The organism is Winogradskyella sp. MH6, from assembly GCF_022810765.1.
In the GTDB taxonomy this organism is placed as follows: domain Bacteria; phylum Bacteroidota; class Bacteroidia; order Flavobacteriales; family Flavobacteriaceae; genus Winogradskyella.
Genome location: NZ_CP094494.1, coordinates 2,077,459 through 2,093,402, shown reverse-complemented (window position 1 = coordinate 2,093,402; position 15,944 = coordinate 2,077,459). Strand labels below are relative to the sequence as shown.

Genomic DNA, 15,944 nt, shown 5'->3' with positions numbered 1-15,944 from the left:
AAGATTTAGTTCTAATTTTACAGCAAAAAAGACGCTTACTGCGTCTCTTTTGAGTACTTTCAAAGATACAAAAAATTAAAGCCTAAACATAGCATTTTATCTACTATAAGCAATAATTATCAACAATTGTTAAAAACCTAAAAACGTCTTAAAACAGCTAAAAAGTGCCTTAAAATGGATTTTAGACATTTTTATCAATGTTGAATTTACAAAAAAACACAAAACATCTCAGAAGCGATATTTTGACGTTTCTAATATTTTATTTTTTGTGGAATTTGAGCCTTAAAATGTCTTTAACTCTTAAAATTACTTCATTAATGATTTTAATACTTGGTCTAGAGTATTTTCTGTGGTTACACCCAAAAATTGATCTTCTTCCTTATTATTGACATATTTGATGGTTGGGCAATATTCTGTATCAAATAGGGCATATAATTTTTGATCTACCACAAGTGCATAAACAGGCTGAAACTGACATCTTCTTGTTAGTGCTTCGTAGTTTTCTTGATTTAAAAATTCATTTAAAAACAATTGGCGTTGCTGCTCATTCAAATCTATTTTTTTCAACACTTGTCTTTGTTCAAAATACTCATTTAGTTGTGTTTGTGAGTCTTCATCGTATTGTTCTTCGCTTAAATAGCAAAGGGATATTTTTTTTGCTTCTTTTAAAACTTTTGCATCTTTCATCTCTCTACAAGAAATTAAAACTATTGATATTATTAAAAAAGTAATTCCTTTCATGTTGTTTAATTATATTTTATATCGCTGCTTTTAAAGCCCGACTGACCATACTTTCCGTTTTGATTAAGTTGATATTTAGTATTGTTTTTTGCATCAGTGTATGCTCTGCTAAAGAGTTGGTCCCAAGACCCAATGTTATCATTTATTTTACTTGCTTCTTTGGCAAATGAGTTGATAAAGGCATTTGTAAAATGTCCATTACCCATGCTTCCATTTGATTTTCGCATACAAAAAGACCATTCTCCTTTACTTGATGACGTAGATAATAAAGAACCTCTAGAATCTATAAATAAGCGCTCTAGTTTATCCTCATCAAACAAAAAACCAGATTTAAACGGAATTTCTTCATCACTTTTAGTACCACTTCTAGTACGTGGTATTGAGTTACATAAATCACCAAGAGTAATAGTTAAACGTGCATTTTTTCCTTTTATAAAATTATGCATAGACTCTAAGCCATAATCTTTACCATCTAAACTCATGCTAGGAAAACGACTATATCCTGATGTGTCGTTATAGCCGTGACCAGAATAATAGAATATTACAACATCGTTGTTCTTAATATCTAAGCTATTTATCTTTGCTATAATGCTCGCTTTATCAAAACTAGTGTCGTAAAGCTTACTTATTTCGTATTTAATACCAACTTCGCGAGCTGCTTTTTGGAAGAGATTAGATACATCATCTAAATCTTGACGTACACTAGCACCAATTTGTGGGTCGTTGCTATCTGCTGCAATTATTAAATGTAATTTTACCTCGCCTGTGTATTGATTAGTGTAACTAGATGTAGTTGTTGTGCTTGTTGTACTTGTGCTTTGGTCATTTACCAAATTAGTACATGTAATATCTGTAACCCAAGAGCCATATTTTGAAGTAGACTTTTCAAGCTTTCTAAATCCGTATTTTTTTCCATCAAAATCTCTTAAGTTATCCTTATCGCTCCATACAAGAGATCCGTCTAATGTTTTAGCGTAATAATAGAAAATACTGTTTGGAGAGTTTTCTACGTAAACGGTCTTTCCAGGCTCTATTGTCCACCAACCTTTGGAGCCCCATTTGTCCTTAAAATCTAAATAGCGAATAGCAACCTTAATTGGCTTAATACATTTATTTTTGAATTTTAATCTGTAAAAAGTTTCTCCAGAACTACTTGAACTCGTTGTACTTGACGACGTTGTTTGGTTGGTTGAAATTAACTTAGTGTATTTTATATATTCTGGTTCACTGGTCCAGAAAAAGCTATTGATATATGATTTTGTAAAGTCTTTTGAAGGATCTAGTTTTTTAAACGTTGCTTCTTTAACATTATCTAAATTACCGTCTGCCAAATCTGCATCATCATAGGTATAAAGTTTATCGTACTGGTTGTTAATATTTACTCCTTTAAAAACAAAATTATCTGCAGAATAACCAACGTTAGATTCTTTAGAAGAATATACTATTTCTGCATTTTGGCCATCGAACATAAAGAACTTAGACCCATCACTATTATAATTATACTTGCCAACACACTTATATTTAGCCACTTTATAAGCACCATCTTTTGTTGTATAATTTACTCTTACATTTATGTTTTCCTTTTCAAAAAACTCTACTAGAGCAATATATTTTATCCCGTCAGTACCTTGCCATTTTATTTCGTAAAAATTTTGTGCGATAGACAGATAGAAGCAACAAATAAAAATGATGGTTAGTATTTTTTTCATAATATAGTTTTGGCAATAGATATACCATCAATTATGAATGATGATATTCCTTTTTAATTTAGCTAATTAATCACAATTTAATAAAATATGGGAAACGTACGCAATCTTAAACAGGATAAAACATTTATTTTCAACACCATCAAGATTACAGGTTAGTAAATTACTGTTTAAATTGATTTTTGACTAAAAAAGTTGCTTAAACACTTAAAAAGCAGTTTAAATTGAATTTTAAAGATTTTGAAAAGTGAAATTTACAAAAGTATCTTGGGCGACAAATTTCAGTCTCTTTTAAAAGAGCTATTGGCAATAATTTAACTCGCTATCTTAATGAGTTTCATCGTGAAGTTGCTTTTTTAATTTTTCTAATAAATTCAAAAGACTGTTTAAAGATCTTAAATTGCTCTGAGTGGTTTCTAGCTTAAGTGTTGCTACGTTCCAAAATTTCATGGATTCAAATAAAAAATTAAAATCTGTTTGAGGTCCTCCAACAACAAAATGCTCTCTATACATTGGCAAAGCGGCATTTGAATAGTTAATATGTTCAGCAAAAAAAGGTTCTATAAGCATATTGTATTGATTGTCTATATAGACATCTCCTCTTTCAAAAAAATTAAGTTCACCTTTGAGTTCTAGCAATAATTGTTTTAGTTTTTTCTTTTCAACCTTTGTTAGCAGTCCTTGTTGCAAAAATTCATTAAAGGTTTCGTATGACAAATTGTGGTTCCAAGCAGTTGCCAAAGCACCTATATTTTCTAATAGTGCTGGGATGCTATCTTGGTTTTTGGATGCTAGAATTTGTAGGGTTTTTTTCTGTTTTTCTTCTAAATCGTTTTCCCCTTCAATTAGATTTTGAACAACTAAAATTTGCTCTTCAACCTCAACATTAAGCTTTTTGTAATACGAAAACATCTTATCTCTTTCTATACGTCTTTGGTTCCAATTGCTAACTTGTAACGCTATGAGAATTCCTATAACTACAAGGAAAATTTCTCCAATAGCATATTTTAAGTATTTAGATGTTTTTCCTTTATCTATTAGATTTTTTCGAATGTTGCTAAAAAATTTAATCATTGTCCTTTGGTTTTGTTAGCATAATTATCTCTTCTAGAGACTCTTTAAGTTTTTGCAGTTCTCCACTAGTATTTAATATTTGGTCCACTAGGTCGTACCTTCCTCTTACTTTGAATTCAAACTCTAAAGTTTGCAGCACATCAAAATTGTTTCTTGGGTCATTAAAATTAAAGTTCCAATCAAAGTATTTTGAAAAATAGGGATCATATTGATTCAATACATAGTCTCTAGATGCCTGTTCTTCTTCTTGATAATCTTTTACTAAATCGTTCCAAGAAATTAAGCGATTTCTTAACCGCTCATTTGAGATAATATTAAATGAGGACGTACTGGTAAGTGCATCTATACTTGATTGAGATGGGTTAAACGTAACACCTCCATAGGACCAAAACAGATAATGTGATAATGAATCTAGCGTTTGTTGTTTTGGTTTTGATTTAATGGGAAACATCTGAATGATTTTGCGACAATTCTTAAATATATTTTGGTGCCCATTTACAACCGAGTCTAATTGCTTTTGATTATTCACAAACTCCTTATGGATATCAGCTAAAATCGCTTTTTCTTTATTAGAATTTATTCGCTTTTCATTCCAATTGTTAATTTGAAGTGCAATCAAAATCCCAATCACTACAAGGATAATTTCACCAAGTGCATATTTGAGGTATTTGCTGGTTTTACCCTCGTTGACAAGTGTTTTGCGGATGTTTCTAAAAAAACTATTCATACTTACGCAATAGGTTTATTAGTATTTCTGTTTCCTTTTGTATGTTCTGTAAAGAGGATATTAATTCGTAATAATTGCTATATTTCACTCCCACCAACCCGTTAAGTTCTGCTCCCAATCCAGACATGGTAGCCTTAGACCATATACTATCAGCTAATTTTGATTTAGAATCTATGTGACCTATATCCTTAAAAGGGTAGGATTTAGAATATAAAATAGTATTATCTAAATAAATACCTACATCATTGGAAAAGCTTTGTAAATATCCTTGTTGAAGCGCATCCAAGCTCAACAAATTTTCCTGTACCTCTGTTGGAAGCAAATTTATATTACCCGTTGATCTTAAACTATTAATGGTATTGTTATTAAAAGAAATACTGAGTGGCACCCACGGATTAAATTCAAACCGAGCAATATTTACCAATGTATCGAGAGTAAGATCATCCCTGGACATTTTCCTTTTTATGCTTCCCAATTTTGTACTATCTTGAACGGAGTTTTCAATTACTTTTTTAAGTGCCACAACATCTTTGCTCAAGTCAAATTGTAAAGCTTGCATACTTAGTTGAGCTATTTTTTTTCCTTTATGGTCTTCATTCCAATTATTAATCTGCAATGCAATCAAAATCCCAATAACAACAAGTATAATTTCTCCAAGTGCATATTTTAAGTACTTGCTTGTTTTGCCTTCATTAATGAGGTTTTTACGAATATGTCTAAAAAACTTTATCATGGTTTCAAAAGGGGTTTAATAATCATTATTACAAAACATGTTAATCTCTTGAATCAAAGCATTTCCTAGTTCTATTAATTTTGGATAATTTCCCAGATAAGTCCGTTCTGATAAAGTTCTAAAAATAGCCGACTTGAATGCATTATCTTGAATATAGGGCAAAATATCAGTGTATTCATTTATGTCAATAGCCTCATTGTTTATATATATTTTGCTGTAGAGTAAATAAAGAGATGTTAGGTCTATTCTTTCACTTAGTTTAACCTCCATGTTTTCAATAAAAGTGTTATAACTCAGTTCATCTGCATGTGTTTTATCTACACGACTGTAGTAGAGAGAAAGTAGGCTGTCCACTTTGGTATTGTTTATTTTACCTAAATAGGAAGAGCTTTTCAGAGCTTCGAATCCACTTTTGTCAGGAATAAAATAGAACTCAACAAAGCAAGATCTGCCTAAAAAAATGTCTTCTATTTTTGAAAAATCATTGGCTCTTAATGCTTTTGAAGACCTGATGGCTTTAGCTCTAACAGTATCTCTCCTAATTTTTAATTTCTCTACCTGGTCTATATCGCTTTTTACATTTGTAGATATCTTATGCAAGTACTCTTTAAGCTCTTTAGTTTCTTTTCTTTGCTCATTCGTGTTATTAATTTGTAATGCTATCAAAATCCCAATGACTACCAGAATAATTTCTCCAATAGCGTATTTGAAGTATTTACTTGTTTTATTTTCACTCATGAGGTTGTAACGTATTTTTCTAAAGAATTTAATCATAATTCACTTAATTCTTTATCGATTAGAGCTATGGATTGCTTGGTTAACTTAAGCAGACCAAATTTTATCCAGATTTCATCATCCCTACTATTTTTATAAATATTTCCTAGAGCTATATAGGTCTCAGGATCCTTAATTACTTCTAATAATTCAGATTCATCTAACAGGAATTCTGGATGTATAGGAATAGGTGGATGTGATGAAATAGATTCTGGCACATTAGGATTCATCCCCAATTTAATCTTTAGTTTTTCAAGTTTAAGATCACTATTGTAGTAATTTTTACTTCTTTGCTCATATATTGAGCTTCTTGACTTGGTATAGTCCTTTAAGAGAGATAGTTGTTGTTTTAAGGCATCACTTAAAAGTTCAAATTTACCAGTAGAAACAGCTTCTTCTTGTACCGTACTCAAAAACGATAAAGTTGTTGGATACATTGCCTCAGATAAATATTGCTTTAAGCTATCTATGGGTAAAGTAATTTGGCCTGCAGAAAAACTAAGTACTTTATTAAACTTACTGTTACTATCATATAATCCTAAAGTATAGTGTTCTAAAGTCTCCTGATTGATTAATAATTCTTTTTTTAGCGCCAACATTAGTTTTTCCTTACTATTTTCTAATTTTCTATTTTCGTTCCAATTATTAATTTGGAGCGCTATGAGAATACCAATAACAACTAATACAATCTCACCTACAGCATATTTAAGATACTTGCCAGTCTTACCTTCATTTAGAAGTGACCTCCTGATATTTCTAAAGAATTTTATCATAACTGTTTATTCATTTGATAAGTGCTTTTTAATTTGAGAAATTAAATCTATTGCCGTTTCCTTTCTAGTTTTCATTGTATTCAACATTATTTGCTTTCGATCTAGAGCATATCTAATTCTTTGTCTGCCTTCAGTGGAAGAAATAACTCGTAACAACTCTTGCTTTCTCTCAGGTTCAGATTGTATATAATTCGGGTTGTTTTTAACCTTAAAAAATTGTGGAAATTCCATTTCTAAGGCGTTAAGCCAAAAGTCCTCATCTTTATTGGTTCTTTGTTCTTCCCATGTAAACTGTTTTTCTGCATACTCAGCTGTCGTAATGTAATATTCGCTAATGGATTGATCTAACTCAGATGAACCCAGTAAAGAGGTGAGACTTGCGTTATTAATTTTATCAAAAGCCTGAGTGGTTAACAGCAAACCCATTTGATTTAAAGGAAGCATAAAAAATATAGAGTCTGCCTTTGTATCTACAAAAAGAGAATCATTCAAAAGCTTTACGCAATTATTACTCTGAAACTCATAATTTGCAATACTTCGGTTTAGCATTAATGTATCGGTAGCCAAATCTTCTACCATGTTTTTTAATAACTTACGAGCTCTATTATTTTCTATTCGGTTTTGGTTCCAATTATTAATTTGTAACGCAATTAATATCCCAATCACTACTAAAATAATTTCTCCTATGGCATACTTTAGGTAGTTATTAGTTTTGCCTTCGCTAAGAAGTTTTTCACGGATGTTTCTAAAGAGTTTAATCATTCGTTTTCTTTTAGTTCTTTTTCAATCATATCTATGGTGGTTAGAATGAAATCTTTCAAGTTTAATTCATTAACAGCTACATAATCTTGATTATGTTTATGGTGCCATATTTGGTTCTCAAATTCCATTAAATCTTCTTGAGGTAAATTATATTTGAATGGAGAATTTTCCTTGTAGGTTTCCAAATAGTTATTCTTGTCAAATGCTAATTTTTTGGTTAGCTCACCATTTGCCAAAGGGAATCGTTTCATTAAAAAAGGCATAAGATTTATAGTGTAATTATCTGACCTAAAGAGAATATCCTCTTCGCAATCTACAATTGCTGTTAACCAATTACTCAGTTGCCTGCGCAGTTCCTCATTCTTTAAATAGCTTAATTTATCGGAATTAACGATCTCATTTGAAACTCCTGTTCTAGCATCAAAAGAATTAAAGTTACCTATGGCTATCAATAATTCATCAACCTTATCAGAGTTTTTGCCAATGGTGTTAGACCTAATTATTTCAGTAAGCTCAATACAAGATTGACTCACTTTTTTATTGATTTTGATAGACTCCTCTAACTCTGTTAAATTATATTGAAATTCACTTTTCAGATCCGAAAGCAGTTCCACTTCCTTTTTATCCTCAATACGTTGTTGATTCCAACTGTTAATCTGAAGTGCTAAAAGAATACCGATAACCACTAAAATAATTTCACCAATAGCATATTTTAAGTATTTACTTGTTTTACCTTCATTAAGAAGTGATTTTCGGATATTTCTAAAGAATTTAATCATGGTTACTGTTTATTTGTTTTTCCAATAAAATCTTTAAACTTTTTAAATCTTTATCAAGCTTCCTATAGCTTTCTTTAAGAAGAATGCTATATATATAATGGAGGTTGTCTATTTCATTTTCCCAAAATAGCATGGAAAGTATTTGACGATTATCAATCTCTTTTACTTGACTCTTACCTAGATTATTAAGGTTAGAGAATTGGTTGTCAACATTCCTTAAAGAGATATAATTGTAGAGAAAAGGAATTAAATTGGTATTGGTATCATGTTCTATGTTCTGTTCACGAAATTTGACTGTTTCCATAGTAGTAGGAATACTGTAAATGATATTTTTTAAACTGTCATTTTCGAAACTGGAAACTTGACCAGTTGACAAGGCTTCATTTAAAACAGCATCATTAAAATAATAGGTTGGCGTACCTAAAATATTGTAAATTAAACTGTCAACTAGTTTAGGATTAACTTCATGGTAATCTTCACCCATAAGGTGTAACATTGTAAGCAATGAGTTTATTGATTTTTCTATTGAAATGATCTCTTTTTCTAATTCAATTATGTTTTTATCAGTTTCTACAAGTAGCCGCTTACTTAAAAATATATTATTGCTTTCTTGTTTTTTGAGAGCATTCCAATTGTTAATCTGTAAAGCAATCAAAATACCAATAACCACAAGTATTATTTCACCAATGGCATATTTAAAATACTTACTTGTTTTATTTTCACTCATAAGATTGTAGCGTATTTTTCGAAAGAGTTTAATCATAGGTTGATACTTTCATTATTTATTTTTACCTTAATTCTTGTTTGATGATGTCTTCCATTACTTTTATGTTTTCAAGGACTTGTTTTAAACGGTTACAGGTGTTTTTTTCAGTGTATATTTTAATAATGAAGGCGCTTTCGGCAGATAGAATGGTTTCAATAGGGTTGATGTGATTATCTATTGCTTTTTTGATATCTGGTTGACTCTTTAATCGAGGAATAAAAGTACCCAATCCTTTTTCTCCATATTTCAACAAACCAGTTACATATACATTTAGGTTGCCATTGTTAACGGTTGTCCAAGCATCTAATTTGCTTTTATGTGTAATAAGTTTATTTCGTAAATCTTCAGGAATAATCTTGATGTCTCCAGTAGATTGCAAGGTTTCCATGGTGTTGAAACGAAAGTTAAGATAGGGTGTTATTCTCTCTACTTTATTGAGCGCATCTAAAGCTTCATTAACAGTTAGGTTTTTAGTTTCAAATAATTTGGTGTAGGCCTCGTAAGAGGCAATACTGGAATCTAATTGTGTAATGGTTTCTGCCGAATATTTTTTTTGTTCATCTAAATCCTCCAGAATTTGCTTGTAATAGGTTTGTAACAGTCTTTGTTCTTTTCTAATTTCATTCCAATTATTAATCTGTAAGGCTATCAAAATACCAATGACTACAAGTATAATTTCTCCAATAGCGTATTTGAAATACTTACCCGTTTTGTTTTCTCTCATAAGGTTGTAGCGTATTTTTCTAAAGAATTTAATCATCTTCTATGTTAGCTTCTATTAAACTTAAAGTATCTTTCAAAAAACGCATAATCATATTTTCATTTACGGTAACGTAGGATTGATTCATATAATAATCAAACAACATGCTATCAACTTCTAGGCTTGACAGAAAAGCTACGTAATTTTCTTTTGGAACTTCTTTAGGTTGAATAATAATATCACGTTTGTAATCAGATCTATTCATTGAAGCGTCTACATTTCGCAGAGGAATGAACTTGTACAATATTCTGGGTAAATTGTTTACCCAATATTCTCTTCTTATAATAATGTCTTCTTTGTAATCGTCAAGTTCACCTGTCCACTGGTTAAGTGCATATTTTAATTTAGAGTCTCTTATGAGTTCCAGATTACCAGAAGATGTGATGTCGTTCATAACACCTAATCGCGCATCAAATGTGGCGTAATTATACATTTGCCCTAGTAAGCTATCAATGGTTTGGGTTTTAAATGGGTTTGTATGGTCAAAATTCATTAACGCAACAATGGCATTTAAACTCCTTTCATTTAAAGCATGATCAAACTCGAGTTCTTTTATATTTTGCTTGAATTCTTCTCTTAAACTCAAAAGGATTTGCTGTTCCTTTTCTATATCCTTTTGCTTTTCATTCCAATTGTTTATCTGAAGCGCAATGAGAATACCAATGACGACTAGAATGATTTCGCCGATGGCATATTTAAAATACTTGGTGGTTTTGTTCTCACTCATAAGGTTGTAGCGTATTTTTCGGAAGAATTTAATCATGTTCTAACTCGTGCTTTATTAAATCAATGATTTCAACAATGCGTTTTCTCAAAATATGAGATTGCACATTGGTCCAGTAGTTCACAGCATAACAGCGGGTGAGATGGTCTTCAAAATCTGGATTTTTTAACAGAGCCACATAATCTGCTTCGAAATGGGAATTGCCAATATCATTCTTGGTGTCATCTGTGACTGTGTTTTCCCTATCCATAGTGTAGTTGCCCAGAATATTAAGCTTATAAGCCTGGTTTCTAATAGTTCTTAATTGATAATTTTGAATTAAAAACGGTGCGTACATATCGTTTCTGTAATCTCGCCAAATAATTTCATCTTCAATAACATCATTAATATCTGATGTCCAACGTGTAACGGCTTGTTTTAAGTCGTTACTAGATATTAATTTTAGTTCGCCGGAACTGGCTAAATCTACAACTATGGGATCAAAGGTGGCGTAAGGCATGGTTTTGCCAATGTAAATATCTACGCTGTCTTTGGTAGCAAGTAATGGATTGTCTATATAATTAAATAACTGTTTGACGGAATTTATAAAATCTTCGCGCATGGATATTTTTTGATCCAATTGCTCAAGATTACTATTGAAATCAGATAATAGTTGTTCTAACAAAACAGTTTCTTGCATACGCTCTTTTCTGTTTTCGTTCCAATTATTAATCTGTAATGCAATTAGAATACCTATGACCACAAGGATGATTTCACCAATAGCGTATTTAAAATATTTTGAGGTCCTCCCCTCATTAAGAAGAGTTTTTCGGATACTTCTAAAGAATTTTATCATAATTAGTCCTTTTCGAATTCCGCATCAATTAATGCTATGAGGTTGCTACATAAGTCTTTCATCTCATTGAAATGTGAATTCATTTTTGAATGCTCATAAACAGCCATGACAAACCCATTTTTGTGTTTTACACTCTTTAAAATGGCTTCGTAACTTGCTCTAGACAGGTTTACGTTTTCTCCAGCTTGCCCATCTGTGACATGAAATGTAAAATTCTTTATCAAATCATTCATATCTAACATTTCATAAGCAGGTTCATACATCAATGTCTCCATATCGTACCTAAAATGGTCTTCTTCACTCTTTAGTTTATGATATAATGCCTGTAAATTGAGCACCCCTTTTTTTATCGAATCATTAGAAATTACAGCAATGTTTCCAGAATTAATGAGCTCTTGATACGTATTGTCGTGCAGTGTGAACCTGTACCATACATAAACATTCGTTGCCTGAAAGTTAAAGTCATTTATATCTTCTAAAGGTCTACCTTCATAATAATCAAGAACTTTATTTGCAGATTCAATACTTGTGTTTCCAGCATCTAGAAACTGGTTAAGATCATTGATGTTTAAATTCATATCTGATCTTAAATTTTCTAAATAATTTAATTCTTGATTTCTAAGTTTTCTGTTTTCATTCCAGTTATTGATTTGAAGCGCTATGAGAATACCAATAACAACAAGCACAATTTCACCGATAGCATATTTTAAATAATTGGTGGTTTTGCCCTCATGAATGAGTCTTTTTCGAATACTTCTAAAGAATTTAATCATCAGCTTACAGTTAGGTGTAAGCAGGAAATTATAAAGTAGAGATGGTCGGTTATAGCTATTGGTTTATAAATGTAATGAATTGTTACAAAATAACCCACAAAAAAAGCCAGCTTAAAAACTGGCTTTCAATTATTTAAATTTTATAAGACTTTAGTAAGCATCATCATGCACTTTAGCAACTGCTCTACCACTTGGGTCGTTCATGTTTTTAAAGGCTTCATCCCATTCTAATGCTATTTTTGTACTACATGCTACGCTTGGCTCTTGCGGCACACTTAATGCAGCTGCATCACTTGGAAAATGTCCTTCAAAAATGGTTCTGTAATAATACTCTTCTTTGTTTTGAGGAGTTTGTATTGGGAAACGGAAATGTGCATTTGCCATTTGCTCATCAGTTACTTCTTCGTTTACCACTGCTTTCAAAGTATCAATCCAGCTGTAACCTACTCCATCACTAAACTGCTCTTTTTGTCTCCAAGCCACGCTTTCTGGTAGCATATCTTCAAATGCTTTGCGCACCACCCATTTTTCAATTCTACCATCTTTAATCATTTTATCTTCTGGGTTGATGCGCATAGCAACATCCATAAACTCCTTATCTAAAAATGGTACACGCCCTTCAATTCCCCAAGCCGCTAAACTTTTGTTCGCTCTTAAACAATCGTACATATGAAGCTTACTCAACTTTCGTACGGTTTCTTCATGAAATTCTTTAGCGTTTGGCGCTTTATGGAAATACAAATAGCCACCAAACAACTCATCCGCACCTTCACCAGATAGCACCATTTTAATTCCCATTGACTTAATAACCCTAGCCATTAAATACATTGGTGTACTCGCTCTAATCGTTGTAATATCGTAGGTTTCTAATTGATAAATCACATCTTTTATAGCATCTAATCCTTCTTGGATAGTAAACTTAATTTCGTGGTGAACTGTACCAATATGATCTGCTACTTTTCTTGCTGCAGCCAAATCTGGTGAACCTTCTAATCCCACAGAAAAGCTATGTAATTGTGGCCACCAAGCTTGCTCTTTATCATCTGCTTCGATACGACGTTGCGAATATTTTTTTGCAATAGCAGATGTTACTGAAGAATCCAAACCACCAGACAATAACACTCCATAAGGTACATCGCTCATTAACTGTCTATGTACCGCATCCTCTAATGCTTGTCTTACCTCAGCAATACTAGTTTCATTGTCTTTTACAGCTTCAAAATCTTCCCAATCACGTTTGTACCATTGCACCAATTCTCCATCTCTACTGCTCATATAATGTCCTGGAGGAAATAACTCAATTTTAGTACAAACACCTTCCAGTGCTTTCAATTCTGAAGCGACATAGAATGTCCCATGTTTATCCCAACCCATATATAATGGAATAATTCCCATGTGGTCTCTTGCTATAAAATATTCGTCCTTTTCTACATCGTAAATAGCAAAACCGAATATACCATTCATTTCATCCACAAAGTCTACACCCTTTTCTTTATAAAGTGCAAGAATAACTTCACAATCGCTTTCAGTTTGAAACTTATACTGTGGAAATTGAGCTCGTAAGGCTTTATGGTTATAGATTTCACCATTTGCTGCCAAAATCAGCTTTTTATCTTCACTAAATAAGGGTTGCTTTCCTGAGGCAGGATCTACAATAGCTAAACGCTCGTGAGCCATTATCACTTTATCATCGCTGTAGATACCACTCCAGTCTGGTCCTCTATGACGAATGGCCTTTGCCATTTCTAAAACCTGAGGTCTTAAATCTTCTGATTTCTGTTTTATATCAAACGCACATACTATTCCGCACATAACTCTTTGTTTTTATTATTAATTATGAGACAAATATTAAATTAAACTTTCATTTATTAAACACAAAAGACAATAATAGTTTTAATATGAAACTTTATAAGTTGAATTAATCTAATTCTAAAACTTAAATCATATCTATTCTGCTATTTAACTTTTAATCTGTAAACTTTAGGATTTCTTTTCGACCTTTTGATGTATTAAGAACTAATTTTATTACAACTAAAAAACCAAAAAACATGAAAACAACACGACTAATTTCAAGCATTGCTTTTGCATTTGCCTTACTTCTATCTTTTAATGCAGAAGCCCAAAAATTTTCTGATTTAGATAAAAGTCCGATGGACGCAGCCTCTTACCCAAGCAGTTATAAGGAATCTGATAAACTCATTAAAATCGTTTACAGCAGACCGCAATTAAAGGATAGAAAAGTTTACGATTTAGCAAAACCAGGAAAAGTCTGGAGATTAGGTGCTAATGAAGCAGCAGAACTCCATGTTTATGCTGATATGAAACTAAACGGAAAAGATGTTAAAAAAGGGACGTACACTATATATGCTATTCCTGGAGAAAAAGAATGGACCATCATTGTAAACACAGACCTAAATGTTTGGGGAAGTTATTTTTATAATGAAGAAAATGATGTAGCCAGAATAACCGTGCCAACTACCGAAGGTGAGGAATCTCTTGAAGCTTTTTCTATAGCTTTTGAAGAATCTGATAGTGGTGTTGACATGCATTTAGGTTGGGGAACTGTAAGGGTCGCTGTTCCTTTTTCTAAGTCTTAATTTGTAGATATTAAATAAAAAAGCACCTTGATACTCAAGGTGCTTTTTTTTTATTTGGTGCAGGGTTTATAATATGAAAGATTATTTATAAAAACATATTCATAACTTTACATAAAATAATAATGTTCATACATGCGATTACAACAGCTATTTGTTTTTCTAGTAACAATAACTTTGGGAGCACAACCAACTTGGCAACCTGTGCCCAATTTTTTCTCAAATCCTAATGGACAACGTTTTGATGACGTATTCTTCCTCAATGAAAACCTTGGATGGGCAGCAAATGGCTTTTATGCCAGAGTCTACAAGACTACTGATGGTGGCTTAAATTGGACAGAACAACTCAATGAAAATGATATTTCTGGAAATTATTACTTCAGAAATATTGAATTTTTAAACGAGGATATTGGTTTTCTTGGCACACTAAATGGAACTTTTTTTAGAACTACCGATGGAGGTGACAATTGGACTGAAGTAACTAATTTTCCTACAAATCCTAACGCCATTTGTGGTATTGAAACTGTTGGCTCTTCAACTGTCTATGGTTGTGGCGCATATTTCGGTCCTGCACATATTATTAAATCTATAGATAGTGGTGAGACGTGGACTTACACAGATATGTCTAGTTATGCCAATGCTTTAGTTGAAGTTTTATTTTTAAATGAAGATATTGGTTTTGCCGCTGGAAGAAATGACAATGGAGGTTGTATCCTAAAAACCATAGATGGTGGTGCTACATGGACTGAAATTTACAATACGAACATCGTTGGTGAGTATGTATGGAAATTACAGGTGTTAGATAATAATAATTTAATGTTTGGTGCAATAAGTTCCGTATCACCTAATAATGGTAAACTGATTAAATCTACTGATGGCGGAACCAACTGGATAAGCTTAGATTCAGTTGAAACAAATGTACAAGCTGTGGGATTTTTAAATGAAAACCAAGGCTGGATGGGTGGACACACTACAGGGTTTTATGAAACACTTGATGGTGGACAAACATGGAACAATTTGAATATTGGTAATAATTTAAATCGAATTTTTATCATCAATTCTACTACCGCTTTTGCCTCAGGAACTACCATATACAAGTTTACTGACACTACTTTAAGCACTGAGGAAGAACCATTTACCAAAGACGAGCTAGCTGTAAAAATTCTTAAAAATCCTATTGAAAACTATCTAGAGTTTACAATTGATTTTCCAGCTGATGATAATTTACTAATTGAGCTTTATGATATTAATGGTAAGTTCATAAAGCAGCTTTCGAGAGAAATAATTCTACAACAAACCTTAAATAATTACCGTTTCGATCTTTCTGAATTAGCATCAGGAACATACATTTTAGATCTTCACAATAACTCTGGTAGAACCTCTTTAAAATTTACTAAAAAGTAATTATGCTTGCTTTATAAAA

Annotated in this window: 17 protein-coding genes; 2 read left to right on the top strand and 15 right to left on the bottom strand. The window is 32.0% G+C overall.

Annotated elements, in window-relative coordinates; translation table 11 throughout:
- Positions 1-306: 306 nt before the first annotated feature.
- The 15 genes from MST30_RS09400 to asnB all read right to left on the bottom strand — a co-directional run bounded on the left by MST30_RS09400 (position 307) and on the right by asnB (position 13,739).
- Positions 307-741 carry a hypothetical protein gene (locus MST30_RS09400; RefSeq protein ID WP_243471155.1) on the bottom strand — a complete coding sequence of 145 codons (435 nt, stop codon included), beginning with the start codon at positions 739-741 and terminating at the stop codon, positions 307-309.
- A 5-nt stretch (positions 742-746) separates the two neighbouring features.
- On the bottom strand, positions 747-2,450 hold the full coding sequence (locus tag MST30_RS09395) for a DUF1036 domain-containing protein (protein ID WP_243471154.1): 1,704 nt from the start codon (positions 2,448-2,450) through the stop codon (positions 747-749).
- 324 nt (positions 2,451-2,774) lie between these two features.
- Positions 2,775-3,521: a hypothetical protein gene (locus tag MST30_RS09390; protein WP_243471153.1), complete on the bottom strand. Its 747-nt coding sequence runs from the start codon at positions 3,519-3,521 to the stop codon at positions 2,775-2,777.
- Entirely contained in the window at positions 3,514-4,248 is a 735-nt protein-coding gene (locus tag MST30_RS09385; protein WP_243471152.1) for a DUF6090 family protein, read from the bottom strand. Before MST30_RS09385 ends, MST30_RS09390 begins: the two co-directional genes overlap by 8 nt.
- Positions 4,241-4,981 carry a DUF6090 family protein gene (locus MST30_RS09380; RefSeq protein WP_243471151.1) on the bottom strand — a complete coding sequence of 247 codons (741 nt, stop codon included), beginning with the start codon at positions 4,979-4,981 and terminating at the stop codon, positions 4,241-4,243. Before MST30_RS09380 ends, MST30_RS09385 begins: the two co-directional genes overlap by 8 nt.
- A 15-nt stretch (positions 4,982-4,996) precedes the next feature.
- On the bottom strand, positions 4,997-5,719 hold the full coding sequence (locus MST30_RS09375) for a DUF6090 family protein (protein WP_243471150.1): 723 nt from the start codon (positions 5,717-5,719) through the stop codon (positions 4,997-4,999).
- Positions 5,720-5,751: 32 nt separating this feature from the next.
- Entirely contained in the window at positions 5,752-6,528 is a 777-nt protein-coding gene (locus MST30_RS09370; protein ID WP_243471149.1) for a DUF6090 family protein, read from the bottom strand.
- A gap of 6 nt (positions 6,529-6,534) precedes the next feature.
- Positions 6,535-7,290, bottom strand: coding sequence for a DUF6090 family protein (locus MST30_RS09365; RefSeq protein ID WP_243471148.1), 756 nt, complete (start codon positions 7,288-7,290; stop codon positions 6,535-6,537).
- A complete protein-coding gene (locus tag MST30_RS09360; protein WP_243471147.1) occupies positions 7,287-8,069 on the bottom strand; it encodes a DUF6090 family protein in 783 nt (260 codons plus the stop codon). Before MST30_RS09360 ends, MST30_RS09365 begins: the two co-directional genes overlap by 4 nt.
- On the bottom strand, positions 8,062-8,796 hold the full coding sequence (locus tag MST30_RS09355; RefSeq protein ID WP_243471146.1) for a DUF6090 family protein: 735 nt from the start codon (positions 8,794-8,796) through the stop codon (positions 8,062-8,064). The genes MST30_RS09360 and MST30_RS09355 overlap by 8 nt, the downstream gene beginning before the upstream one ends.
- Before the next feature lie 61 nt (positions 8,797-8,857).
- Positions 8,858-9,595 carry a DUF6090 family protein gene (locus MST30_RS09350; RefSeq protein WP_243471145.1) on the bottom strand — a complete coding sequence of 246 codons (738 nt, stop codon included), beginning with the start codon at positions 9,593-9,595 and terminating at the stop codon, positions 8,858-8,860.
- Positions 9,588-10,358 carry a DUF6090 family protein gene (locus MST30_RS09345; protein WP_243471144.1) on the bottom strand — a complete coding sequence of 257 codons (771 nt, stop codon included), beginning with the start codon at positions 10,356-10,358 and terminating at the stop codon, positions 9,588-9,590. Before MST30_RS09345 ends, MST30_RS09350 begins: the two co-directional genes overlap by 8 nt.
- Positions 10,351-11,154, bottom strand: coding sequence for a DUF6090 family protein (locus MST30_RS09340; protein WP_243471143.1), 804 nt, complete (start codon positions 11,152-11,154; stop codon positions 10,351-10,353). Before MST30_RS09340 ends, MST30_RS09345 begins: the two co-directional genes overlap by 8 nt.
- Before the next feature lie 2 nt (positions 11,155-11,156).
- Positions 11,157-11,927 (bottom strand): DUF6090 family protein, encoded by a 771-nt coding sequence (locus MST30_RS09335; RefSeq protein ID WP_243471142.1) that lies wholly within the window; start codon positions 11,925-11,927, stop codon positions 11,157-11,159.
- A gap of 150 nt (positions 11,928-12,077) precedes the next feature.
- Positions 12,078-13,739 carry an asparagine synthase B gene (asnB, locus tag MST30_RS09330; RefSeq protein ID WP_243471141.1) on the bottom strand — a complete coding sequence of 554 codons (1,662 nt, stop codon included), beginning with the start codon at positions 13,737-13,739 and terminating at the stop codon, positions 12,078-12,080.
- A 236-nt stretch (positions 13,740-13,975) separates the two neighbouring features.
- On the opposite strand from asnB, the gene MST30_RS09325 reads away from it, so the two are divergent.
- Positions 13,976-14,524, top strand: a complete 549-nt coding sequence (locus MST30_RS09325; protein ID WP_243471140.1) for a DUF2911 domain-containing protein — start codon at positions 13,976-13,978, stop codon at positions 14,522-14,524.
- Positions 14,525-14,656: 132 nt separating this feature from the next.
- Positions 14,657-15,925, top strand: coding sequence for a YCF48-related protein (locus MST30_RS09320; protein WP_243471139.1), 1,269 nt, complete (start codon positions 14,657-14,659; stop codon positions 15,923-15,925).
- The last annotated feature ends 19 nt before the right edge of the window (positions 15,926-15,944 follow it).

Coding starts and splice junctions, on each gene's coding strand:
- MST30_RS09400 (WP_243471155.1), bottom strand. CDS start 741: ATGAAAGGAATTACTTTTTTAATAATATCAATAGTTTTAATTTCTTGT.
- MST30_RS09395 (WP_243471154.1), bottom strand. CDS start 2,450: ATGAAAAAAATACTAACCATCATTTTTATTTGTTGCTTCTATCTGTCT.
- MST30_RS09390 (WP_243471153.1), bottom strand. CDS start 3,521: ATGATTAAATTTTTTAGCAACATTCGAAAAAATCTAATAGATAAAGGA.
- MST30_RS09385 (WP_243471152.1), bottom strand. CDS start 4,248: ATGAATAGTTTTTTTAGAAACATCCGCAAAACACTTGTCAACGAGGGT.
- MST30_RS09380 (WP_243471151.1), bottom strand. CDS start 4,981: ATGATAAAGTTTTTTAGACATATTCGTAAAAACCTCATTAATGAAGGC.
- MST30_RS09375 (WP_243471150.1), bottom strand. CDS start 5,719: ATGAGTGAAAATAAAACAAGTAAATACTTCAAATACGCTATTGGAGAA.
- MST30_RS09370 (WP_243471149.1), bottom strand. CDS start 6,528: ATGATAAAATTCTTTAGAAATATCAGGAGGTCACTTCTAAATGAAGGT.
- MST30_RS09365 (WP_243471148.1), bottom strand. CDS start 7,290: ATGATTAAACTCTTTAGAAACATCCGTGAAAAACTTCTTAGCGAAGGC.
- MST30_RS09360 (WP_243471147.1), bottom strand. CDS start 8,069: ATGATTAAATTCTTTAGAAATATCCGAAAATCACTTCTTAATGAAGGT.
- MST30_RS09355 (WP_243471146.1), bottom strand. CDS start 8,796: ATGAGTGAAAATAAAACAAGTAAGTATTTTAAATATGCCATTGGTGAA.
- MST30_RS09350 (WP_243471145.1), bottom strand. CDS start 9,595: ATGATTAAATTCTTTAGAAAAATACGCTACAACCTTATGAGAGAAAAC.
- MST30_RS09345 (WP_243471144.1), bottom strand. CDS start 10,358: ATGATTAAATTCTTCCGAAAAATACGCTACAACCTTATGAGTGAGAAC.
- MST30_RS09340 (WP_243471143.1), bottom strand. CDS start 11,154: ATGATAAAATTCTTTAGAAGTATCCGAAAAACTCTTCTTAATGAGGGG.
- MST30_RS09335 (WP_243471142.1), bottom strand. CDS start 11,927: ATGATTAAATTCTTTAGAAGTATTCGAAAAAGACTCATTCATGAGGGC.
- asnB (WP_243471141.1), bottom strand. CDS start 13,739: ATGTGCGGAATAGTATGTGCGTTTGATATAAAACAGAAATCAGAAGAT.
- MST30_RS09325 (WP_243471140.1), top strand. CDS start 13,976: ATGAAAACAACACGACTAATTTCAAGCATTGCTTTTGCATTTGCCTTA.
- MST30_RS09320 (WP_243471139.1), top strand. CDS start 14,657: ATGCGATTACAACAGCTATTTGTTTTTCTAGTAACAATAACTTTGGGA.